Genomic DNA, 21,109 nt, shown 5'->3' with positions numbered 1-21,109 from the left:
AATGCAGATCATCCAGCTGGTCTCACTGGTCGGTTTCCTGGCACTGGTGCTGGGGTCGCTGAGCGTGCGCAACATGCAGTTCGGCTTTATCGTCAAGACGGTGATCGGCTGGGCTGCAATCGCTGCGCTGATCTATGTCGTCGTGATCAACAAGGATCGGATCGGCGACCAGCTGGAGGCGATCACCACAAGCGTCGGCCTGTCCGAACCGGCCCAGGTCACTGCGGGCGAAACCGTGCGCATTCGGCTGTCGCCCGACGGCCATTTCTGGGCGCGCGCAACGATCAACGGTGTCGAACGCCGCATGCTGATCGACAGCGGCGCGACCGTCAGCGCGATCAGCGAAGGGACCGCACAAGCTGCGGGCATCGAATATGCACGCGGTCTACCGGTGCAGGTATCGACCGCGAACGGCACGGTCGATGCGCGGCGCGCGCAAGCCGAGCGGGTCGCGGTGGGATCGCTGGCGACAAACGACCTCACCGTGTTCGTCGCGCCGAGCTTCGGCGATCTCGACGTGCTGGGCATGAATTTCCTGACGCGCCTCAAATCCTGGCGGGTGGAGGGGAACGTGCTGATCCTCGAGCCGCATAGCAATGCTGATTTAACATAATGTATATTATCGGACTTAAGCCATGAGCGAGCAGGCGGTCTCTCCCGGACCCGATGGTGCCGAAATCGTGCCCCCGGGTATCGAGCGCCTGATGGCGATCATGGCGCGGTTGCGCGATCCGGTGACGGGCTGTGAATGGGATACCGTCCAGACCTTCGCCACGATTGCACCCTACACGATCGAGGAAGCCTATGAGGTCGCCGATGCCATCGCGCGCAACGACCTGACCGATCTTAAGGACGAACTCGGCGATCTGCTGCTTCAGGTGATCTTCCACAGCCGCATGGCACAGGAGCTCGGCGCGTTCGACCTGTCCGACGTCATCACCGGCATCTGCGACAAGATGGAACGCCGCCACCCGCATATTTTCCGTGGCGCCGAACATGGCGGCCATCACCTGTGGGAACAAATCAAGGCCGAAGAGCGGGGGAGCAAGGGGACGAGCGGAGCGCTCGACGGGGTCGCAATCGGCTTCCCCGCCCTCACCCGCGCCGAAAAGCTGCAGAAGCGCGCCGCGCGCACCGGGTTCGACTGGACCGACCCGGCGGATGCCCGCGCCAAGATCGACGAGGAACTGGCCGAGGTCGAGAGCGCGACCAGCGACGACCACCGTGCGGAGGAAATCGGCGATCTGCTGTTTGCCACGGTCAACTGGTCGCGCAAGCTCGGCATCGATCCCGAAGCGGCCCTGCGCGCCGCCAACGCCAAGTTCGAACGCCGCTTTCGCGCAATGGAGGCCCAGGCCGGCGACGCATTCGCGGGCCTGTCGCTGGAGCAACAGGAAGACCTGTGGGTCGCGGTCAAATCGGCCGAATAAGGTTCAGGCCGACGCGCCCTGCGGCTCCACCGCCATCAGTGTCGTCCCGTCATATTTCTCGGACTCGGGCAGAAACAGCCTGCTGATCGCGAAATCGCGCTCGGTCAGCGCCAGATTGCGCAGCCCATCGACCTTGAACGTCCCGAACTTCTCCTCGCGCGGAATCACGAAGTCGCGTGAAACCACCTGCGCGTCGACATACAGCGACCCGCCACGCGTGTAGAGAATGTGCGGCGCCAACACCATGCGCGTGCGGTTATAGATCGCGTTCATGCATTTCTGCCTGACGATCCCCTCCAGCACGATCGGCGTCGGGTTTGGCGGAGACTCCGCCCCCTTCTCGGTATTCATCGCGATAATATGGCAACGATGCTGCATCGCAGCAAGCCGCCGTGCGCGATTTAGGTGAAATTACGGACGCTTCGCCCCTAATCGCGCCGCCACGGCAGGTCGATCAGCCACGGCCTGGGGCGCCCGGTCGGCTTGGCCGTCCCGTCGAGCCGCTCGGCGCGCAGGATCCTGACCCGCTTCAGGATCATCTGCCCGCGCATCTCTTCGCGCCCGCCGCCAGTCGGCATGGCGAGGATGCGGCCGACGACGTCCATCCCACCGATCACCCGCCCGAAGGCGGCATAGCCAAGCTTGCCCGGCCGCGCGTCGAGCGTCGGATTGTCGCCGACCATGATCGAGAAATTGCCATGCGCCGAATTCGGATCGATCGACCGCGCCATCGAGATCGTGCCGCTTAGATGCCTGATCCCGGTCTTGCTGGTCGGCTCCAGCGGCACCGATGGCAGGATGCGGCGCGCATCGGTGCCGATCCCGCCCTGGATGAAGCCCTTGCTCGGATCGCCCTTCCGCCGCGCCGCGCGATAGAAATGCGTTCCCTCCAGCCGGCCATCATCGACATAGCGCAGGAAGTTCGCGACCGTCAGCGGCGCCCGCCGCGCGTCCAGCGCCAGCGTGATGCTCCCCGCGCTGGTCACCAGCCGCACGCGCACCGTCGCCGGCTCTTGCGCGGCGGGCCCCGCCGCGACCAGCAGCAGCGCGCCGAAACCCAGCATTACCCCACGCCGTGGCGTCATGCGTTGCGCACCGCGAACCGTTCATGATCCTTGGGCGCCATGCGCACGTCATAGATTGCGCGCTCGCCGTCGATCCAGTGGTCGATCACCTCACCATGCTGGTGCAACCATGCCGCCCCGGCCCCGTCACCAGCGGCCAGCGTCACCTGATAACGGCGATGCCCGTGCGTCAGTCGCGCGGCGACGCGGTCGATCAGCGTATCGACCCCCTCCCCGCTCAGCGCCGACACCGCCAGCACATCGTCGCGCTTCGCCGCCTCGGCCAGCACGTCGTCGCGGCGTTCGCCATCGAGCAGGTCGAGCTTGTTCCACGCCTCGAACCGCGGCGTTTCCGGTGCGACGCCGATATCCTTGAGCACGCTCTCGACGTCATCCCGCTGCGCTTCGCTGTCAGGATGGGCGATATCGCGCACATGGATCAGCAGATCGGCCGACACCACTTCCTCCAGAGTCGCCTTGAACGCGGCGACCAGCTGGGTCGGCAGTTCGGAAACGAACCCCACCGTGTCCGACAGGATCGCCTTGTCGATCCCGGGCAGCGAAATCTGCCGCAAGGTCGGGTCCAGCGTCGCGAACAGCAAATTCTCCGCCATGACGTCCGCGCCGGTCAAGCGATTGAACAACGTCGACTTTCCGGCATTGGTATAGCCGACCAGCGCGATCACCGGCCACGGCGCACGCTGCCGCCGCTCCCGATGCAGCCCGCGCGTCCGGCTCACCGAGTCCAGTTCACGCCGCAACCGCGCCATTCGGTCGCGGATCAGGCGGCGGTCGGCCTCGATCTGCGTTTCGCCCGGACCGCCCAAAAAGCCGAAGCCGCCGCGCTGCCGCTCTAGGTGGGTCCAGCTGCGCACCAGCCGCCCCGCCTGATAGTCGAGATGTGCCAGCTCGACCTGCAACCGCCCCTCGGCAGTGCGCGCGCGTTCGCCGAAAATCTCGAGAATCAGGCCCGTGCGGTCGATCACCTTGCAGCCGAGGCTGGTCTCAAGGTTCCGCTGCTGCACCGGGGTCAGCGCGGCGTCGAACACCGCCAGCCCCAGTTCTCGGTCGCGCACCGTCTCGGCCAGTGCCTCGACCTGCCCCGACCCGATCAGCGTCCCGGGTTTCGCCGCGCGGATGCGCAGCGCGACCCGCTCGACCACCTCGACGCCGATCGCGACTGCAAGCCCGGCCGTTTCCTCCAGCCGCGCCTCTGCATCGCGGCTCGATCCACCAAGGTCGGGATATACGACAACTGCGCGCGCGCCCCGCGTGAATTCATCGGGGTCGCGATCGAATCCGGTACTCATAACCCTGCTTTCAAGGCGATCAGGCTTCCTCGCCCTGATCGGTCAGGTCCAGCGGATGCGCCGGCTGGATCGTCGACACCGCATGCTTGTAGACGAGCTGATAGACGCCGTCGCGCTGCAGCAGCATGCAGAACAGGTCAAATGCCGCGATCCCGCCCTGCAGCATCACGCCGTTGACCAGAAACATCGTCACATTCTCCTGCTGACGCTTCACAGCGCCCAGGAAGATCTCCTGCAGAACCGGGTTCTTGGACGGGGTATCCGGGATCGCATCGACGATCGATGCCACGTCGACCGATCCCGACGGCATGATGGTCGAAATCGCGTGCTTGTAGATCAGCTGCGACTGACCATCGCGGCGGAGCAGAACCGAGAAATTGTCGAACCAGGTCACGATCCCCTGCAGCTTCACGCCCTTGACCAGGAACATGGTCACCGGGGTCTTGGATTTGCGCAGCGCGTTGAGGAACAGGTCCTGAAGGGATGTCTGTTTGTCGGCCATAGTCAGCTCGCTTGTTCTTGGCGGGAATTGCCCGCAATCGCGCCGTTTCCCGGCGTCGGATACGCGCCACGAAGCGGCACGACCCGGGTAAGATAGGTATTGGCCCGGGGAACGTCCATAGTCGCACTTGTCGGTTGCGCGCCGCCGATCCTGCGGGGTGACGGCAAGAGGCCGAAAACGGCCTATTCGTCACGCCCCTCATGAATACCCAGCAGCTTCAGCTTGCGGTGCAGCGCCGACCGCTCCATCCCGATGAAATGCGCAGTGCGGGAGATATTGCCCGAAAAGCGCTTGATCTGAACCCTCAGATATTCGCGCTCGAAGCTTTCGCGCGCTTCCTTCAGCGGTGCACCCATGATCGTCGCCGCGCCCATTCCGCCATCGTCGCGGCGGCCCAGCACCTCGGTCGGCAGCATGTCGATGTCGATCCGCCCGATCCGATCGCCCGGCGCCAGAATCACCGTTGCCTCGACCACGTTGCGCAGCTGGCGCACATTGCCTGGCCATTCATAGCTTTGCAGCGCAACCATCGCCTCGCCCGCCACTTCGGGCGTGGGCACGCGGCGTTCGGTGGCATAATGCGCCACGAAATGCTCGACCAGCGCCGGAATATCCTCGCGCCGCTCGGTCAGCGGCGGGATCGCCACCGGCACCACGTTCAGGCGGTAGAACAGATCCTCGCGGAACCGGCCCTCGGCAATCTCGGAGGTCAGGTCGCGCCCGGTGGCCGACACCACCCGGACATCGACCTTCACCTGCCGCTGCCCGCCGACGCGGTTGAACTTCTGTTCGGTCAGCACGCGCAGGATCCGCCCCTGCGTGGTCAGCGGCATGTCGGCGATCTCGTCCAGGAACAATGTCCCGCCATGCGCCTGTTCGAGCAGGCCGGGATGGACCAGGTCGCCATCCTCGACCCCGAACAGCTCTTCCTCGACCCGCTCGGGCGTCATCCGCGCCGCGCTGACGATCACGAACGGGCCGTTCGCGCGGTTGCTCCACTCGTGCAGCAGGCGTGCGGCGACTTCCTTGCCCGTCCCCGGCCCGCCGGTGATCATCACCCGGCTGCCCGTCGCCGCCACGCGCTTCAGCGTCGCGCGCACCGTGTTGATTGCGCCCGAAGTGCCGTGCAGGTCGGTCCCCCGCCCCACGCTCGCGCGCAGCGACGCGACTTCGCGCCGCAGCCGCTCGGTCTCGGTCGCGCGCTCGACCAGCAGCATCAGTCGCTCGGCCTCGAACGGCTTTTCGATAAAGTCCGATGCTCCGCGCCGGATCGCCGCGACCGCGGTGTCGAGATTGCCATGGCCCGAAAACACCAGCACCGGGATCGACGGGTCGCGCCGCTTGATCTCGTCCAGCAGGTCCAGCCCGTCGAGCCGCGACCCCTGCAGCCACACGTCCAGCAGAACCAGGCTCGGCCGCCGCTCGGCGATCGCCTCCAGCGCGGCATCGCTGTCTGCGGCGCTGCGCGTCTCGTAGCCCTCATCCTCCAGCACGCCCGCGACCAGCTCGCGGATATCGGCTTCGTCATCGACGACCAGGATATCGAGTTTCATTGTGCATTTCCGTTCTTGGTCGGGGTCAGCGCGGTCAGCCCGGCTCCCCCCTGTTCCGTATCGTCCGTTCCCCCGGTTCCCGCCAACCGCTCCAGCGTCGCCGTGTCGAAACACAGCGTCACCACCGTCCCCCCGCCGTCCCGGTCGGCAAAGGCCATCGTGCCGAAATGCTCCTCGACGATCTTCTTGACGATCGCGAGGCCGAGGCCGGTGCCGCGCGCGCGCGTCGTCATGTACGGCTCGACGATCCGCTCGCGCTCGGCGGGCAGGCCGATGCCATTGTCAGTGATTTCGATGATCAGCTGCGCATCGTCGGCCTCACGCACCGCCATGCTGATCGCGCCCGGCGCATCGGCGTCTGTGCGCGCTTCGATCGCCTCGACCGCATTTTTGACGAGGTTGGTCAGCGCCTGCCCCAGCTGGCGGCGGTCGCACACCAGTGGCGGCAAGCCATCGGGCGCGTCGAAGCTGAAGCTGATCTCGGGCTTGGCGACCTCATGCAGGAACAGCGTCTGCCGCGTGACATCGATGATCGATTCGGCGCGGAAGATCGGCTTGGGCATCCGCGCAAAGGACGAGAATTCGTCCACCATCCGCCGCAGATCGCCGACCTGCCGCACGATCGTGTCGGTCAGCTTGGCAAAGGTGCCATCGTCGCTCTCGATCTTCTTGCCATAGCGGCGCTGCAGCCGCTCGGCGGCGAGCTGGATCGGGGTGAGCGGGTTCTTGATCTCATGCGCGATGCGCCGCGCGACGTCGGACCAGGCCGCGCGCCGCTGGTCGAGCAATTGCTGGGTAATGTCATCGAACGTTAGCACCTGCCCCGCCTCGTCGCGGGTAATCTTCACCGCCAGCGTCCGCGCCTCGCCCCCGCTGGTCAGCTGGACGATATCCTCGCGCGTCTCCCCGCCCAGCACCGCGTCCAGCTCCGGCGCGACTTCGGCGAGCAGCTTGCCCAGCGGCGCATCGCCGGGCTGCAACAGCGCAACGGCGGAGCTGTTGATCAGGCGAATGCGCCGCTCGGCATCGATCGACAGCACGCCCGCGGTCACTCCCGACATCACCGCCTCGATCAGCGCGCGGCGGCTTTCGGATTCGGCGTTGGCGTCGACCAGTGCATTGGTCTGCTCCTGCAACCGGTCGGTCATGCGGTTGAACGCGGTAGCGAGCGTCCCGATCTCGTCATCCGCCCGCGGCGTCGGCACACGGGTGCCCAGGTCGCCATCAGCCACCTCCCGCGCCGCCTTCACCAGATCGCCCACCGGGCGGACGAGGCGGTCGGCAATCTCCAGCGCGGCCCAAACGGCGAGGCCCACGATCAGGAGGGACAGCAGCAGCAGCGCAACGTTGAACTGGAGTTGGATCGCGCGAGAGCGATCCGTCAGCGCTCGATAATCGTTCACCAGACTGTCCGCCCGCTTCATCTGCTGGGAAATGTCGCCCAGATCGAAAAAGCGCGCCGCGTAGATGTAGAGGTTGGTGTCAGGGATTCGCGTGATCGACCACACGCGATCGCCTTCGATGCCAGAGACAATCGGTTGCTGAGCGGAGACCTTCAGCGCCGCCGCTGGATCAATATCCTTCTCGAGATCGCCCTCACCGGGGTTCGCAATAGCGAGGATCGACTTTTCCTTGGCGCTGGACACCGAAAAGATCGCAGCCTGATTGAGGCTTCGGATAAAAACCTGCTGTCCGAAGAAATACTGAAATTCGGGGCTATCCATCTGCGCCTGCTTCAGTGCGGACGACACGTCGCCCGACATCGGCTTGATGTTTTCATCAACGAACCCGATGATCCGCCGCTGCGACTGCTGCGCAAGCGCCTGCGCATTCTCCAACATCCCGCGCGCCCGGTCGGAATACCAAAACTCGACACCATATTGAAACAGCAGCGAGGCCACGATCGACACGAAGATCGTCGGCACGCTCGCCAGGATCGAGAACACGGCCACCAGCCGCACATGCAACCGCGCCCGCCCGCCCAGCGGCGACCGCGCCCCGCGCCGCATCGCCACGCGCCGCCCGACCAGCACGATCAGCGCCACCAGCGGGATGAGGTTGCCCACCAGCAGCAGCGCGACCAACGGCGGGGTCAGCAACCGCTGCGACCCCGTATTCCCGCTCACCACGAAATAGCTCGCAACCAGCACCGCCAGCGCGAGCGCCAGGACAAGCAGTTCGACAAAGGGGGTGATGCTCAGCCGCCAGCGGGGGGCGCCCGCGTCGATCAGTGACTTTGCGGCAACATCCATCGTGACATGGCTACAACATCATTGTTGCCATGAAAACACACTTGTCGCTCAACCTGTCGCTAAGCGGGATCGTCCAGCCGCCCGCCGACGTCGATCCCCAGCGTATCCAGCCGCTTGCGCAACGTATTGCGGTTGATCCCCAGCGCCCGCGCCGCGCGCAGCTGGTTGTGCCCGTGCCGCGCCAGCATCGCCTCGATCAGCGGGCGTTCGACCTCACCGATGATGCGATCATACAGCGTGCCGTCCTCCAGCACCGCTGGCTCCTCCGCCGCCAGCCGGGTGAGCCGCGCGATCACTGCCGCCTCGATCCCCGCATCGCGCGTCGGCGCGGCAAGGCCACTCCCCTCGCCCAGCATCGCGCGCACCGCATCGCCGTCGATCCACTCGTCGCGATGCAGCGCGGCCATGCGCCGCATGAGGTTCTCCAGCTCGCGGACATTGCCCGGCCAGTCATGCGCCTCCAGCACCGCAATCGCATCATCGCCGACATGCTTGCGCGGCAGCCCGTCCTCGACCGCGCGATCCAGGAAATGCCGCGCCAGCAACCGGATATCCTGCCGCCGCTCACGCAACGCCGGCAGCGCGATCGGTACGACGTTGAGGCGGTAGAACAGGTCCTCGCGGAACTGCCCCGACACGACCTGATTCATCAGATCCTTGTTGGTCGCCGCGACGATGCGGACGTCCGCGCGGATCGCCCGCGCCCCGCCGACCGTCGTGAACTCGCCCGACTGCAACACGCGCAACAGCCGCGTCTGCGCCTCCATCGGCATGTCACCGATCTCGTCGAGGAACAGCGTCCCCCCGCTCGCCTGCTCGAACTTGCCCGCCACCCGCGCCGCGGCGCCCGTGAACGCGCCCTTTTCATGCCCGAACAGCTCGGCCTCGATCAGCTCGCGCGGGATCGCCGCCATGTTGATCGCGACGAACGGCGCGCGCCGCCGAGGTCCCAGATCATGGATTGCCTGCGCCACCAGCTCCTTGCCGGTCCCGCTTTCGCCGGTGATCAGCACGGTCAGCTCGTTCGACACCACCCGCGCGATCACGCGATACACGTCCTGCATCGCCGGAGAGCGCCCGATCAGCGCGACCGCCTGCTCCTCCGCCGCGGGCAGATCGTCGACCAGCCGCCGCCCCCGCGCCAGCGCGCTCGCAACCGTCGCGGTCAGCGCATCCAGGTCGAACGGCTTGGGCAGATAGTCGAACGCCCCCGCCTCGGTCGCGCGCACCGCAGTCGACAGCGTATTCTGCGCCGACAGCACGATCACGGGCACATCGGGCGTCTCCCCGGTGAAGGTCGCGACGAAATCCAGCCCGTTGCCGTCGGGCAGCACGACATCGGTCACCAGCACATCGGGCCGCGCCGCCGCCAGCTCGCGCCGCAACTCGCCCAGCGACGCCGCCGCCGTCACCCGATGCCCCGCGCGGCGCAGCGCCTGCGTCACCACGGTGCGGATCGCGGCATCGTCGTCACAGATCAGGATGGATGCGGCGCTCATCCGTCCGCCCTCGGCAAATTCACCCGGAACACCGTCATTTCCGGATCCCCCGCCCGCGCATATTCGACCACGCCCCCCATGTCGCGCACCAGCTTTTCGACCAGCGGCAGGCCCAGCCCCTTGCCCTCGGGTTTGCCGGAGACGAACGGCTCGAACAAATGGCTGGCGATATCCGCCGGCGCGCCCGGACCGTTATCGGTCACCGAAAACTCGATCGGCAGCCAGCGGCGCGGCTGGTCCGGCCCCGGCCGCATCGCGACGCCATGGCGGTATTGCGTGGACAGGATGATGCGCGGCTCGGGCACATCGCGCAGCGCCTCGGCCGCGTTCTTGAGCAAATTCATGGCGATCTGCAGGAACGCGTCCTTGTCCATCATTACCGGGGGCAGCGACGGATCGAACCGCTCCTCAATCACCATGCCGCGCGCAAATCCGGCCAGCGCCACGCGGCGGGCATGGTCGAGCAGCGGATAGATATTGTGCGGCGCCAGCTTGGGCGGGCGCGTGTCGGTGAAATCCTGCATTCGGTCGATCAGCGCGGCGATGCGGTCGACTTCGGTGGTGATCAGCTGGGTCAGCTCCGCGCGCGCCTCGGCATCATCGTCTCCGCTCAGCAACTGCGCCGCGCCGCGGATGCCCGACAGCGGGTTCTTGATCTCATGCGCCAGCATCGCCGCCGCGCCCACCGCCGCCCGCGCGCCCGCGCTGCGATCCGCCCCCACCGACAGGCGGCGCGAGGTCGGCGCCTGATGCAACGTTACGATGCGCCAGCCGGGATGCTCCGCAATCGGCTGTTCGATGAAATCGACCCGGGTGCGCGGCGAGCGGGTCGGCTCAATCTCGACATCGAACGCGGCAAAGCCATGCCCGTCACGGCGTCCGGCATAGCCTTCGGGCGGCGCAAAGATGCGGTCGAGCAGCTGGCCGAGCATCGCCTTTTCGCTGTGGTTAAGCAGATGCTCGCACGCCATGTTGGCGCGCACCACGCGGTCCTGCGGGTCGAGCACCAGCGCGGCAACCGGCAACCCGCCGAAAATCTCCGACAGGTCCGGCTCACCCGGCTGCGGCGGCGGCCTCAGGCCGCTTCGCGTGACGGCCATGACCCTAGTGCCGGCATGCCGCGGAACGGCGCGTAGAATTCGTCGAGCATGCCCAGCACGGTCGCCGCCTTCGGCTCCTGGTTCACCTTGTTGCGGAACTCGGCCGATCCGGGCAGCCCCTTGGTGTACCAGCCGATATGCTTGCGCATCAGATTGACGCCCGTCATCTCGCCATAATGATCGAGCATCATCGCGTAATGCTCTGCGATCAGGGCATATTGTTCATCGATATCCGGGTCCGCCCGCTCGCCCGCACCCGAAAGCGCGTCCATCACCTGCCGCAGCACCCACGGCTTGCCGTACGCGCCACGCCCGATCATCACGCCGTCGGCGCCGGATTGCGCCAGCGCCGTGCGCGCATCCTCGACCGTGCAGATATCGCCATTGACGATCACGGGGATCGACACCGCGTCCTTGACCTTGCGCACGAACGCCCAGTCGGCGCTGCCCTTGTACATCTGGTTGCGGGTGCGGCCATGCACCGTCACCATCTTCGCGCCCAGCTCCTCGGCGACGCGCGCCAGCTCCGGCGCGTTCAGGCTGTCATGGCACCAGCCCATGCGCATCTTGACCGTCACCGGCACGCTGACGGCCTTGACGCACGCCTCGATCAGCTTCGCGGCAAGGTCCGGTACCCGCATCAGCGCCGACCCGGCATCGCCATTGGTCACCTTGCGCACCGGGCAGCCCATGTTGATGTCGATGATCGCGGCCCCGCGATCCTCGTTCAGCTTCGCCGCCTCGGCCATCTCATAGGGGGTGCAGCCGACCAGCTGCATCGACACCGGTTCCTCGATCGGATCCCATGCCGCCTTCTGCACCGATTGCCGCGTCTCGCGGATCGCCGCCTGGCTCGCGATCATCTCGGTGACATTCAGCCCCGAGCCATAACGCCGCACGAGCCGCCGGAACGGGAGGTCGGTGACGCCCGTCATCGGCGCCAAAATCACCGGCGTCTCGACCGTCACCGGTCCGACCTGGATGGGGTTCAACATCGTCATGTGTGCCTGAAATTTAGGCACGGGCCGATACAGGGGCAAGCGCGGGGATGCAAGCGTGACAGCCCTCACCTCCGCTTCTTCAGCCACTCCCGCTCGCGGGAGGAATTAGGGAGGGTCTTCGTCTTCCGCGTTGTGGTCCAAGGCCGCCTCCGGCTCACCGGACCCGATCAGCCTTCCCGAAGTCGCTATCCAGCCGCGTCACCAGCTTCTTCAGCGCGCCATTGATTGCCGCTTCCGGCTTTGCGCCACGGTCCGTCACGGCCACCGGCTGCGCGCCTGCCGGGCGCGCCTCGATCGCTGCCTCGACGCCTTCGGCTCCGTTGGTCGTGCCGTCGATGTCGCGCACATGGACCTCAACGCGCGTCAGCCGACCTTCGAACCGGGTGAGTCGCTCGCGCACCCGCGCTTCCGCCTGCACCGCCATGACGTCGCTGCCTTCGATCCGGTTGTCGCTGTTGAACTGAAAATCCATGCATATCTCTCTGGTTGGTGGGTTGCATGGAGGACGCATCAGCACTGGAGATCGTTCCGGGCCGCGCGGTCGCCGCCCTCCCGCTTTCCTACATGCCCGGCAGTCGCTAGGCAGGCCGAATGCAGCCTGCACGATCCAATGAACAAGTCAGCACGACTGGCGAGACCGCGTCGCGCGGCGGTGGCGCCGCCGCCATATCGCGACGCGATCCGGTCGCGCATCGGGTGCGCCGGTGTTGGACGAGCGTCGCCAATCCGTTCAAACCCGTCGTGTCGATGTCGCTTCGCCGTCGCGTAGCTGCCGGGTCATGACCACTGCGGCCATCATCGTCGCCGCCGGAAAGGGCATCCGCGCGGGCGGAAGCACCCCCAAACAGTTCGCCCCGCTCTGCGGAAAACCTGTTCTTGTACATAGTGTTACCGCGCTAACCTCCCATCCGACGATAACAGAGACGATCGTCATGATCGGCGCAGGCCAGCAGGATCACGCCCGCGCACTACAGCTCGAAAACGTCAGCTTCGTCGAAGGCGGAGCCGAACGCCGCGACTCGGTCCGCGCCGGGCTGGAGGCGCTCGAAGGCAGAGGCGTGACCCGTGTCCTGATCCACGACGCCGCCCGCCCCTTCATCCCGACCGCAGTGATCGACGCCCTGCTCACCGCGCTCGACCACGCCGCCGGTGCCGTCCCGGCGCTGCCCGTTGCCGATACGTTGGCGAAGGGCAGCGAAACGCTCGGCGACAACGTCCCGCGCGCCGGCCTCAACCGCGTCCAGACGCCGCAAGCCTTCCACTTCGACGCCATCCTCGCCGCCCACCGCGCCTGGCCCGACGGCGAAGAAGCCACCGACGACGCCCAGATGCTCCGCCGCGCGGGCCATGACGTCAGCCTCGTTCCCGGAGACGCAATGCTCGAGAAGATCACCCACCCCGCCGATTTCGCCGCTGCCGAGGCGCGACATGGCCCCAACCTGATCTCCCGCAGCGCGATGGGCTATGACGTCCACCGCCTCGCCGCTGGCGAGGAACTGTGGCTTGGCGGCGTGCTGATCCCGCACGACAAGGGGCTGGCGGGTCACAGCGACGCCGATGTCGCGCTCCACGCGATCACCGACGCGCTGCTCGGCACGATCTGCGCCGGGGATATCGGCATGCATTTCCCGCCCAGCGACCCGCAATGGCGCGGTGCCGCGTCCGACCGCTTCCTCGACCACGCCGCGTCTTTAGTCCGGGCCGAGGGCGGGATCATCGACTTCATCGACCTCACCCTGATCTGTGAAGCGCCCAAGATCGGGCCGCACCGCGACGCGATCCGCGCGCGCATCGCCGAAATCCTTCAGCTTCCGCTCGGCAAGGTCAGCCTCAAGGCCACCACCACCGAACGCCTCGGCTTCACCGGCCGCGGCGAAGGCATCGCGGCACAGGCGATCGCGACGATCCGTATTCCCGAAAGGATCGAATAAAGTGTCCCGGTTCAGGCGCAGCTATGGCCAGCATATCTACAACACCCGCACCGGCTGCCTGCTGCAGCTGCTGACGGAGTAAGTCGATGCGTATCCGCCACCTTGCCGCCACCGCCTTGCTCTGTACCGGCCTCGCCGCGTCCAGCGTTCAGGCCCAGCCGCGCCCCTGCCTGACCGATGGTGAGGCGGAGGCGCTGTTCCAGGTGCTGCTGCCCGACATGGTGGCGGAGATGGGCCGGGTGTGCACCGCCCTCCCCGCCTCGGCGTTCCTCCGCCGCCCCAATCCAGCCTTCACCGCCCGGCTGCAATCCGGCGTCGCCCCGGCCCTGCCCTCGGCACGCAGCGGGATCGCCAAGCTGCTCGGCCCGGACATGCAGGCGATTGCCGGGTCGATGTTCGTGCTCCCGGCAATCAAGGTGATCGTCGTTCCGCTCGCCGGGCAGATGATCGAGCCGGCCGATTGCCCCAAGCTCGACAAGATCGTCGCCAACCTCGCGCCCTTGCCGCCCAAGAATCTGGCCGGCGTGTTCGTCGGCATGGCGCAGCTCGACGCCGACCGTCGAAAAAGCGGGCCAAAGCTTCCGCTATGTCCTATGGCCCGCCCCAAATGATGAATACGATTCTTCCCGCCGAACTGGTCGACGCCGCGCGCCGCGTCGTCGAAACCAACCGCGCCGCCGGTCGTACGGTGGCGGTCGCCGAAAGCTGCACCGGCGGCCTGGTTTGCGCCGCGATCACCGAAATCCCGGGTTCTTCGGATATCCTGATCGCCGGCTTCGTCACCTATTCCAACGCTGCCAAGACCAAGCAGTTGAAGGTCAGCCGCGACGTGCTCGAAACCTTCGGCGCCGTCTCGGTCGCCACCGCGTGGAGCATGGCGCAGGGCGCGCTTGAGCAAAGCGGCGCCGATGTCGCGGTCGCAATCACCGGAGTCGCAGGGCCCGGTGGTGGCAGCGACAAGAAGCCGGTCGGCCATGTGGTCTTTGCTCGCGCCGAAAAGCATGCAGACCCGGATGTCGTCGTCGCTGACACCCGCGATTTCGGCGATCTCGGCCGCGGCGGCGTCCGCCTTCAGGCGGCGTTGTGCGCGCTCGAACTGCTGCTGCCCGCCGATCCCGAGTAAAGCGCCGCCGCGCGCTGCTCGAACGCGCCGATCATCATCCGCAGCGCACGGTCGAACACCTGCCCCGCCAGCATCTCGAACACGCGATTCTTGAACGCGAAATCGACCTCGAAATCGACCAGCACCCCGCCCTCGCCATCCGGCCGGAACTTCCAGTCGTTATGCAGGTGCTTCAGCGGCCCTTCAAGATACTCGACCCGGATATGCCCCGGTCGTTCTTTCTGGACCCGGCTGGTAAAGGTCTCCCGTAGCCCCTTGAACCCGACCATCAGGTCCGCGATCATCTCGCTCTCGCTGTTCGATCGGACCCGAACCGCGGTGACCCAGGGCAGAAATTCGCCATAACGCCCGACATCGGCGACCAGGTCGAACATCTGTTCCGGCGTGTAGGGCAGTCGGCGGGTCTCGGCGTGACGGGGCATCAGGCGGGAACCACCGCCTTTGCGAGCTTGGCGTCACGTGCCGCCTTCATCTTCGCGAAGTCATCGCCAGCATGATAGCTCGACCGCGTCAGCGGCGAGGACGCAACGAGCAGGAAACCCTTGGCCCGCGCGATCGCCGCATAGGCATCGAACGCGGCCGGCGTCACGAAATCCTGCACCTTGGCGTGGCGCGGAGTCGGCTGGAGATACTGGCCCATCGTCAGAAAATCGATGTCGGCGCTGCGCATGTCGTCCATCACCTGATGGACCTCAAGCCGCTCCTCGCCGAGCCCCAGCATGATGCCCGACTTCGTGAAGATCGACGGATCGAGCTTCTTGACCTGCTCCAGCAACCGGATCGACGCGTAATAGCGCGCACCCGGGCGGATCGTCGGATAGAGCCGCGGGACTGTCTCCAGATTGTGGTTGTACACGTCCGGTCGCGCCGCGACGATCATCTCGACGGCAGCTTCATGCTTGTTGCGGAAATCCGGGGTCAGGATCTCGATCGTGGTGGTCGGCGACGCCTTGCGGATCGCCTCGATCACCTTGACGAACTGCTTCGCCCCGCCATCGGGCAGGTCGTCGCGATCGACCGAGGTGATCACGATATGCTCCAGCCCCATCTGCACGGCCGCGTCGGCGACGTTGTTCGGCTCCATCGGATCGACCGCGCGCGGCATCCCGGTCTTGACGTTGCAAAAGGCGCAGGCGCGGGTGCAGGTGTCGCCCAGGATCATCACCGTCGCGTGCTTCTTGCTCCAGCACTCGCCGATGTTCGGGCACGCCGCTTCCTCGCACACCGTCGTCAGGCTCTTCGAACGCATCAGCGCGCGCGTCGCGGCAAAGCCGGCAGAAGTGGGCGCCTTGACGCGGATCCAGTCAGGCTTGCGCTGGCGCTCCGGGCGGGGACTCTGGGACAGGTCGTTCATGACGCGCAGATAGCGGTCCCGAGGCGATTTTCCAACCGGCTGTGTTCCCGACTTGCCCACACACGATCCTGCGGCTAACGCGAACGCTCGATGAGCTTCGTCGAACCCTTTCTGAGCCCGGTGATCCTGTTCTTCCTGCTCGGTGCTCTCGCCGCGCTGGCACGATCCGATCTCGCTATCCCGGAATCGATCGCCAAGGCGATGTCGCTGTACCTGATGGCAGCGATCGGGTTGAAGGGCGGGGTCAGCGTATCCGCCCACGGCTTTGAGGCTGGACTGATCTGGGCGGCTCTGGCGGCATTGGCGCTTAGCTTCTTCCTGCCATTTCCCGCATTTGCCCTGTTGCGCAGGGTCGGCCGGCTCGATGCCGTGAATGCAGGGGCAGTCGCTGCCCATTATGGTTCGGTTAGCGTCGTCACCTACGTCACCGCCAGCGAAATGCTGCGGATCGCCGGCACGCCCCCGGCCGGCTATATGGTCGCGGCACTGGCGCTGATGGAGACCCCGGCAATCGTCACGGGCCTGTTACTCGCCCAGCGCGGCATGGGCGGTCCAGCGGCGCAACGTGGCCGCGACGGGCTGTGGCACGAAGTATTGCTCAACGGAGCGGTTGTGTTGCTGATCGGCAGCTTCGTAATCGGCATGATCGCCGGACCGGATCGCTTCGCTCCAGTCGCACCCGTGTTCGAGGGTGGCTTTCGCGGCATTCTGTGCCTGTTCCTCCTCGACATGGGCCTGATCGCGGTACGGCGGCTGCGCGACGCGCGGGCGCTGACGCTGCGCTTGGCTGCGATCGCCATCATGTTGCCGGTGGTCAACGGGATCGTCGGGGTCGTCATTGGCAGCGCCATCGGACTGGATGTGGGATCGGCGGCGGCGCTCGGCGTGCTGGCGGCCAGCGCCTCCTATATCGCGGTCCCCGCGGCGATGCGGCTGGCGCTGCCCGCCGCCGATCCCGGATTGTACCTTGCCATGTCGCTCGGCATCACATTTCCCTTCAATGTGGTGATCGGCATTCCCGCGATCGCCGCCCTCGCTCGGATGATGGCAGCATGATCGAAACGGTTGAGCGCGTACGGGTCGAGATCCTGGTTGATCAACCCCTGCTGCGGCGGGTGGAGCAGCTGGCGGCAGAGGCGGGGATTACCGGCTATACGCTGCTCCCGTTGCTGGGCGGACATGGTGCATCCGGCCCGTGGCGCGATGATCAGTTGAGCGGCGCACAGGCAAAAATTCTTTTTCTCACCATCACTTCCCGAACGCGCGCCGAGCAGCTAACCGACGCGCTCGCCGACCTCCTCGACAGCCATGGGCTGTTGCTGGCGATCAGCCGTGTCGAAGTTGTAAGAGGCGCGAAATTTACGTGAACGATTCCCCGCTTAACGAACTTGTCGCCGGTTATCACCGCTTTCGCACGACCGGCTGGCGCCAACAGCGCGACCGCTGGGCCGAGCTGTCCGAAGGGCAAAGCCCGCGCGTCATGGTAATCGCCTGTTCGGACAGCCGCGTCGAACCGGCGCAGATTTTCGATACGTCTCCGGGCGAAATCTTCGTCGTGCGCAATGTCGCCAATCTGGTGCCGCCGTTCGAAAATGATGGCGGTCGCCATGGCGTCTCTGCTGCGGTCGAGTTCGCCGTCACCAAGCTAGAGGTCGAGGAGATCGTGGTGATGGGCCACGGCATGTGCGGCGGTGCCCATGCCGCGCTGACCGAAATGTTTCACGACAGCCCACCGGGCGATGGCGGCTTTGTCCACGCCTGGGTCAGCCTGCTCGACGAAGCGCGCGAACGGGTGCGGGCAAAGTTCGGTGACGGTCCACGGGCGTCGCGGGAAATGGAGCTGGAAACCGTCCGCACCTCGATCGCCAACCTGCGGACCTTCCCTTTCATTCCCAGTCGGGAGGCAGCGGGCACGCTGACGATCCATGGCGCCTACTTCGCGATCAGCGATGGTGTACTGCACCTGATGGACGAGGACGGCGCGTTCAATCCGGCCTGACCAGCGCGCGTTCCGCTGCGCCGGCTACTCCGACCGCCGCATCGCGCCGCAACAGGCGAAAGGTGACACAAGCGCCTCCGCTGACCGCCTTGCCCAGCCACACGTCGCTGTCGTGTGCAGCAAGGATCCGCTTGACGACCGACAGCCCGACCCCGCTGCCACTGGTGGTCGATACACCGGGTTCGGGAAAAGTGCCCGCGGCAAAGCCCGGGCCATTGTCCTCCACCGAAATCTCGGCCCAGTCACCCGCAGCACGCGCGCGCAGCGTGACCTGAGGCGCACAGTGCGTCGCAACAGCCTGGATCGCGTTACGGACCAGGTTCGCGACCACCTGAGCCAGTTGGACCCGGTCGCCCAGGATATCGCTGACGCCTGCACCGACGTCGACCGTTACGATCGACTCCGCATTCGGACGTCCGGAAAGCACCAGCCGCAGCGCATCCTCAAACAACCACTGCACACTGTTGAACTCGGCATTGATCTCGCCACTTTGCAGGAGCCGTCGCATGCGGGCGACAATCTGCGAACAGCGATCGATCTCCGCCCGCGCATGCGACAGTTCGGCCAGGCCGGTAGCCCCGCCCAACCCCTCGAGCGCGCGCTGAACGACAACAATATAGTTGGATGCTGCCGATAGCGGCTGAGCGATCTCGTGGGCGATCATCGTAAGGTCGGTGTTCGCCGGCTGGGCCGACAATCGCTCGATCAGACGCGCCTGCTCGGCGGCCAGCGTCTCGTGCGCCTGGATCGTCGCCATCATCTCGGCCTGTACATCGAGGCGGTTGCGCGCGACCGCGACATAGCTACAGATCGTGCGCAAGAACTGAAGCTCGGCATCGGAGAACGGTTCGGACGCGCGCCGGCCAAATCCCAAGGTACCGATCAGCGTCTCCCCATGGATCAGCGGCGTGCAGGCATAGCTGTCAAGACCAACGGCCCGGATGAAGGCGGTCATCGGATCGGTGCTGGTCAGCACATTTTCGGCCAGACAAGGAACCTGGTCCCGCGCCACCATGCCGCACACGGCCTGCCCTTACCTCCAGCCGCTGTCCCAGTTGAATTTGCGCCGGCGTCAGTCCGCCGCTTCCTTCGAGCCGCAGCGCTGCTTCCCCGTCGACCAGATAGTGGAAATAGACATCGATCCGAAGTTCCTTCCGCACCCGCTCGAACAGATAGTCGATCATTCGGCGCGGGTCCGACGCGGCCAGCATCTTGGCGGCGCATTCGGCGAGCGACTCCAGCAATCGGCCGTTATTCTGCTCCAAACCGTCCTCTCCATCGGTCCGTCGACATCAGCGCGGGTCAACGGGACCAAAGGCCGATCATTTCGACCCGGTCGATCCGCAATTATCCTTAGAATCCCCCAGACCAAGATCAACGCCCCGCAAACTGAGCCATTCTCGACCAGCCTTTGTGCTGAAGCGCGCCGAACCGCCCTATGGCTGCGCCGGGCAGGACTGTGCGCGCCGCCCCGCGAGGGACTATGGAATTGGTGTGCGCGGCGTATGGCGCACGGGTATGCGGGGAGTATCAAATGACGGCTCAGCGTTTGCTGATCGAAGGGCGCGTACAGCGCGTCGGCTATCGTGACTGGGCGGTGCGCACCGCGCGCCAGTTGGGCGTGACGGGGTGGGTTCGCAATCTGCAGGATGGACGAGTCGAGATTCTGGCGGACGGTGAAGACGTCGCGCTCGATACCTTTGTCGATCGTTGCCGCGAAGGTCCGAACATGGCGCAGGTCGATCGCGTCGACGCGCACCCGGCCGAACTCGGCAATGTAAAGGGCTTCACCAAGCGGTTTACCGCCTGAGCGGGCTCAGTCCTCGACCAGCTTCATCAGCCGCCGTTCGACCGGGGCAAGGACGGGGCCAAGCTCGTGGCCGCGTTTCAGCACCGCCCCCGATTCGTTGACCAGTGCCCACATGCCCTGCCGGTTACGCAGCGCGGGGCGCTTTTCGACCCGAAACTCGGGCCGTTCGGCGGTACGGCGGAACGCGGCGAACACCGCCGCGTCGCGACCCAGGTCGATGGCATAATCCTTCCAGTGACCGGCCGCGACCATCCGCCCGTAAAGATCGAGGATCCGCATCAGTTCCGCCCGGTCGAATCCGACCTGGCTCGGCGTACCGCGCGACGGAAATGGGGTGACAGTCGCGCTCACGCCCGGTCGCGCTGCTCCGGATGGCGCTCGGCCAGCAGTTCATCCAGCCGCCTGCGCAGCGTTTCCAGTTCGCAGCGCATGATTTCCAGCTTCTGCGTCGCCGGGTCGTACAATTCGCTGCACGGCGTGCCGTACGGGACAAACTCCTTCTTCCACGCCTCGGCCTCCACCAATGTCGGCTTGGCAGGGATCCCGACCATCACCGCGCCCTCGGGCACGTCCTTGGTCACGACCGCATTCGCGCCGACCCGCGCGCGCGGGCCGACCGTGATCGGGCCGAGCACCTGCGCCCCCGACCCGATGATCACGCCATCGGACAGAGTTGGGTGCCGTTTGCCCGCCACGCCATTGTCGGGGCTGGTCCCGCCGAGGGTAACGCACTGATAGATGGTGACGTTGTCGCCGATCTCCGCCGTCTCGCCGATCACGACAAAGCCGTGATCGATGAAGAAATTGCGCCCGATCGTCGCACCGGGGTGGATGTCGATCGCGGTCAGCCAGCGCGACAGATGGTTCACCGCGCGCGCCAGGAAAAACAAACGCGTCCGGAACAGGCGATGGGCGACGCGATGCCAGAACAGTGCCCACACGCCCGGATAAAGCAGAATTTCGGCGCGACTGCGCGGTGCCGGGTCGCGCGCGCGGATGGAATCGAGATAGGCTGCGACGCCGCCGAACATGATCAGGCCCCTTTTCGTACGGCCTCCTATTTAGGAAAGTGCATCGCGCAATTCCAGCGTGACAAGGATTTGCCTTGCGCCGCCTAAACACGATGTATCTTGTGGGAATTGAAACGGCCCGGCAAACCGGGCATCCGATCGACAGCAGGT

23 protein-coding genes and 2 pseudogenes are annotated in these 21,109 nt (G+C 65.9%); 9 read left to right on the top strand and 16 right to left on the bottom strand.

Annotated elements, in window-relative coordinates:
• The first annotated feature begins 1 nt into the window (after position 1).
• Both ACO05N_RS13320 and mazG read left to right on the top strand, forming a co-directional pair.
• Positions 2 to 613 carry a retropepsin-like aspartic protease family protein gene (locus ACO05N_RS13320; RefSeq protein WP_422058754.1) on the top strand — a complete coding sequence of 204 codons (612 nt, stop codon included), beginning with the start codon at positions 2 to 4 and terminating at the stop codon, positions 611 to 613.
• Positions 614 to 635: 22 nt separating this feature from the next.
• Positions 636 to 1,430 carry a nucleoside triphosphate pyrophosphohydrolase gene (gene mazG, locus ACO05N_RS13315; RefSeq protein ID WP_422057560.1) on the top strand — a complete coding sequence of 265 codons (795 nt, stop codon included), beginning with the start codon at positions 636 to 638 and terminating at the stop codon, positions 1,428 to 1,430.
• Between the two features lie 3 nt (positions 1,431 to 1,433).
• Here mazG and ACO05N_RS13310 read toward each other — a convergent pair whose 3' ends face one another.
• The 10 genes and pseudogenes from ACO05N_RS13310 to ACO05N_RS13265 all read right to left on the bottom strand — a co-directional run bounded on the left by ACO05N_RS13310 (position 1,434) and on the right by ACO05N_RS13265 (position 12,183).
• Complete coding sequence (locus tag ACO05N_RS13310; RefSeq protein WP_422057559.1) at positions 1,434 to 1,781, bottom strand: hypothetical protein; 348 nt, start codon at positions 1,779 to 1,781, stop codon at positions 1,434 to 1,436.
• A 77-nt stretch (positions 1,782 to 1,858) separates the two neighbouring features.
• Positions 1,859 to 2,494, bottom strand: a complete 636-nt coding sequence (locus tag ACO05N_RS13305) for a peptidylprolyl isomerase (RefSeq protein WP_422057558.1) — start codon at positions 2,492 to 2,494, stop codon at positions 1,859 to 1,861.
• A gap of 17 nt (positions 2,495 to 2,511) precedes the next feature.
• Positions 2,512 to 3,804, bottom strand: a complete 1,293-nt coding sequence (gene hflX / locus ACO05N_RS13300; RefSeq protein WP_422057557.1) for a GTPase HflX — start codon at positions 3,802 to 3,804, stop codon at positions 2,512 to 2,514.
• 19 nt (positions 3,805 to 3,823) lie between these two features.
• Positions 3,824 to 4,420: pseudogene (gene hfq, locus ACO05N_RS13295) on the bottom strand (RNA chaperone Hfq); the annotation flags it as partial.
• A 68-nt stretch (positions 4,421 to 4,488) separates the two neighbouring features.
• Complete coding sequence (locus ACO05N_RS13290) at positions 4,489 to 5,859, bottom strand: sigma-54-dependent transcriptional regulator (protein ID WP_422057556.1); 1,371 nt, start codon at positions 5,857 to 5,859, stop codon at positions 4,489 to 4,491.
• On the bottom strand, positions 5,856 to 8,111 hold the full coding sequence (locus ACO05N_RS13285; RefSeq protein ID WP_422057555.1) for a sensor histidine kinase: 2,256 nt from the start codon (positions 8,109 to 8,111) through the stop codon (positions 5,856 to 5,858). Before ACO05N_RS13285 ends, ACO05N_RS13290 begins: the two co-directional genes overlap by 4 nt.
• Positions 8,112 to 8,170: 59 nt before the next feature.
• Positions 8,171 to 9,610: a nitrogen regulation protein NR(I) gene (gene ntrC / locus ACO05N_RS13280; RefSeq protein WP_422057554.1), complete on the bottom strand. Its 1,440-nt coding sequence runs from the start codon at positions 9,608 to 9,610 to the stop codon at positions 8,171 to 8,173.
• Positions 9,607 to 10,710, bottom strand: coding sequence for a two-component system sensor histidine kinase NtrB (locus ACO05N_RS13275; protein WP_422057553.1), 1,104 nt, complete (start codon positions 10,708 to 10,710; stop codon positions 9,607 to 9,609). Before ACO05N_RS13275 ends, ntrC begins: the two co-directional genes overlap by 4 nt.
• Positions 10,686 to 11,711 carry a tRNA dihydrouridine synthase DusB gene (gene dusB, locus ACO05N_RS13270; RefSeq protein ID WP_422057552.1) on the bottom strand — a complete coding sequence of 342 codons (1,026 nt, stop codon included), beginning with the start codon at positions 11,709 to 11,711 and terminating at the stop codon, positions 10,686 to 10,688. The genes ACO05N_RS13275 and dusB overlap by 25 nt, the downstream gene beginning before the upstream one ends.
• A gap of 154 nt (positions 11,712 to 11,865) precedes the next feature.
• Positions 11,866 to 12,183, bottom strand: coding sequence for an HPF/RaiA family ribosome-associated protein (locus tag ACO05N_RS13265; protein ID WP_422057551.1), 318 nt, complete (start codon positions 12,181 to 12,183; stop codon positions 11,866 to 11,868).
• A 307-nt stretch (positions 12,184 to 12,490) separates the two neighbouring features.
• On the opposite strand from ACO05N_RS13265, the gene ACO05N_RS13260 reads away from it, so the two are divergent.
• From ACO05N_RS13260 to ACO05N_RS13250, 3 genes are all read left to right on the top strand, one after another.
• Complete coding sequence (locus ACO05N_RS13260) at positions 12,491 to 13,642, top strand: bifunctional 2-C-methyl-D-erythritol 4-phosphate cytidylyltransferase/2-C-methyl-D-erythritol 2,4-cyclodiphosphate synthase (protein WP_422057550.1); 1,152 nt, start codon at positions 12,491 to 12,493, stop codon at positions 13,640 to 13,642.
• Positions 13,643 to 13,728: 86 nt separating this feature from the next.
• Positions 13,729 to 14,253: a hypothetical protein gene (locus ACO05N_RS13255; RefSeq protein WP_422057549.1), complete on the top strand. Its 525-nt coding sequence runs from the start codon at positions 13,729 to 13,731 to the stop codon at positions 14,251 to 14,253.
• Positions 14,250 to 14,765 (top strand): CinA family protein, encoded by a 516-nt coding sequence (locus tag ACO05N_RS13250; protein WP_422057548.1) that lies wholly within the window; start codon positions 14,250 to 14,252, stop codon positions 14,763 to 14,765. The genes ACO05N_RS13255 and ACO05N_RS13250 overlap by 4 nt, the downstream gene beginning before the upstream one ends.
• Here ACO05N_RS13250 and ACO05N_RS13245 read toward each other — a convergent pair.
• Complete coding sequence (locus ACO05N_RS13245) at positions 14,714 to 15,187, bottom strand: type II toxin-antitoxin system RatA family toxin (protein ID WP_422057547.1); 474 nt, start codon at positions 15,185 to 15,187, stop codon at positions 14,714 to 14,716. The two genes, ACO05N_RS13250 and ACO05N_RS13245, sit on opposite strands and share 52 nt — an antisense overlap.
• Positions 15,187 to 16,119, bottom strand: a complete 933-nt coding sequence (lipA, locus tag ACO05N_RS13240; protein WP_422057546.1) for a lipoyl synthase — start codon at positions 16,117 to 16,119, stop codon at positions 15,187 to 15,189. The genes ACO05N_RS13245 and lipA overlap by 1 nt, the downstream gene beginning before the upstream one ends.
• 90 nt (positions 16,120 to 16,209) lie before the next feature.
• On the opposite strand from lipA, the gene ACO05N_RS13235 reads away from it, so the two are divergent.
• Genes ACO05N_RS13235 through ACO05N_RS13225 form a run of 3 tightly spaced genes read left to right on the top strand, consistent with a single transcriptional unit; the run spans position 16,210 to position 18,118 of the window.
• The gene (locus ACO05N_RS13235; RefSeq protein ID WP_422057545.1) at positions 16,210 to 17,175 is read left to right on the top strand and encodes a sodium-dependent bicarbonate transport family permease; all 966 of its coding nucleotides are present in this window, start codon (positions 16,210 to 16,212) and stop codon (positions 17,173 to 17,175) included.
• Positions 17,172 to 17,486, top strand: coding sequence for a P-II family nitrogen regulator (locus tag ACO05N_RS13230; RefSeq protein ID WP_422057544.1), 315 nt, complete (start codon positions 17,172 to 17,174; stop codon positions 17,484 to 17,486). Before ACO05N_RS13235 ends, ACO05N_RS13230 begins: the two co-directional genes overlap by 4 nt.
• Complete coding sequence (locus ACO05N_RS13225; RefSeq protein WP_422057543.1) at positions 17,483 to 18,118, top strand: carbonic anhydrase; 636 nt, start codon at positions 17,483 to 17,485, stop codon at positions 18,116 to 18,118. The genes ACO05N_RS13230 and ACO05N_RS13225 overlap by 4 nt, the downstream gene beginning before the upstream one ends.
• Here the strand turns inward: ACO05N_RS13225 and ACO05N_RS13220 are convergent.
• The gene (locus ACO05N_RS13220; protein WP_422057542.1) at positions 18,105 to 19,133 is read right to left on the bottom strand and encodes a sensor histidine kinase; all 1,029 of its coding nucleotides are present in this window, start codon (positions 19,131 to 19,133) and stop codon (positions 18,105 to 18,107) included. The genes ACO05N_RS13225 and ACO05N_RS13220 overlap by 14 nt on opposite strands.
• Positions 19,042 to 19,383 (bottom strand): hypothetical protein, encoded by a 342-nt coding sequence (locus ACO05N_RS13215; protein WP_422057541.1) that lies wholly within the window; start codon positions 19,381 to 19,383, stop codon positions 19,042 to 19,044. Before ACO05N_RS13215 ends, ACO05N_RS13220 begins: the two co-directional genes overlap by 92 nt.
• 269 nt (positions 19,384 to 19,652) lie before the next feature.
• On the opposite strand from ACO05N_RS13215, the gene ACO05N_RS13210 reads away from it, so the two are divergent.
• On the top strand, positions 19,653 to 19,928 hold the full coding sequence (locus ACO05N_RS13210) for an acylphosphatase (RefSeq protein WP_422057540.1): 276 nt from the start codon (positions 19,653 to 19,655) through the stop codon (positions 19,926 to 19,928).
• Positions 19,929 to 19,934: 6 nt separating this feature from the next.
• Here ACO05N_RS13210 and ACO05N_RS13205 read toward each other — a convergent pair whose 3' ends face one another.
• Together ACO05N_RS13205 and epsC are read right to left on the bottom strand one after the other, a co-directional pair.
• On the bottom strand, positions 19,935 to 20,279 hold the full coding sequence (locus ACO05N_RS13205; RefSeq protein ID WP_422057539.1) for a DUF2794 domain-containing protein: 345 nt from the start codon (positions 20,277 to 20,279) through the stop codon (positions 19,935 to 19,937).
• A 191-nt stretch (positions 20,280 to 20,470) separates the two neighbouring features.
• Positions 20,471 to 20,959: pseudogene (epsC, locus tag ACO05N_RS13200) on the bottom strand (serine O-acetyltransferase EpsC); the annotation flags it as partial.
• Positions 20,960 to 21,109: the final 150 nt, after the last annotated feature.

This window comes from Sphingomonas sp., assembly GCF_965227385.1.
Classification (GTDB): domain Bacteria; phylum Pseudomonadota; class Alphaproteobacteria; order Sphingomonadales; family Sphingomonadaceae; genus Sphingomonas.
The sequence above is the reverse complement of the archived record's forward strand: the minus strand, read 5'-3'. Positions and strand labels throughout refer to the sequence as shown.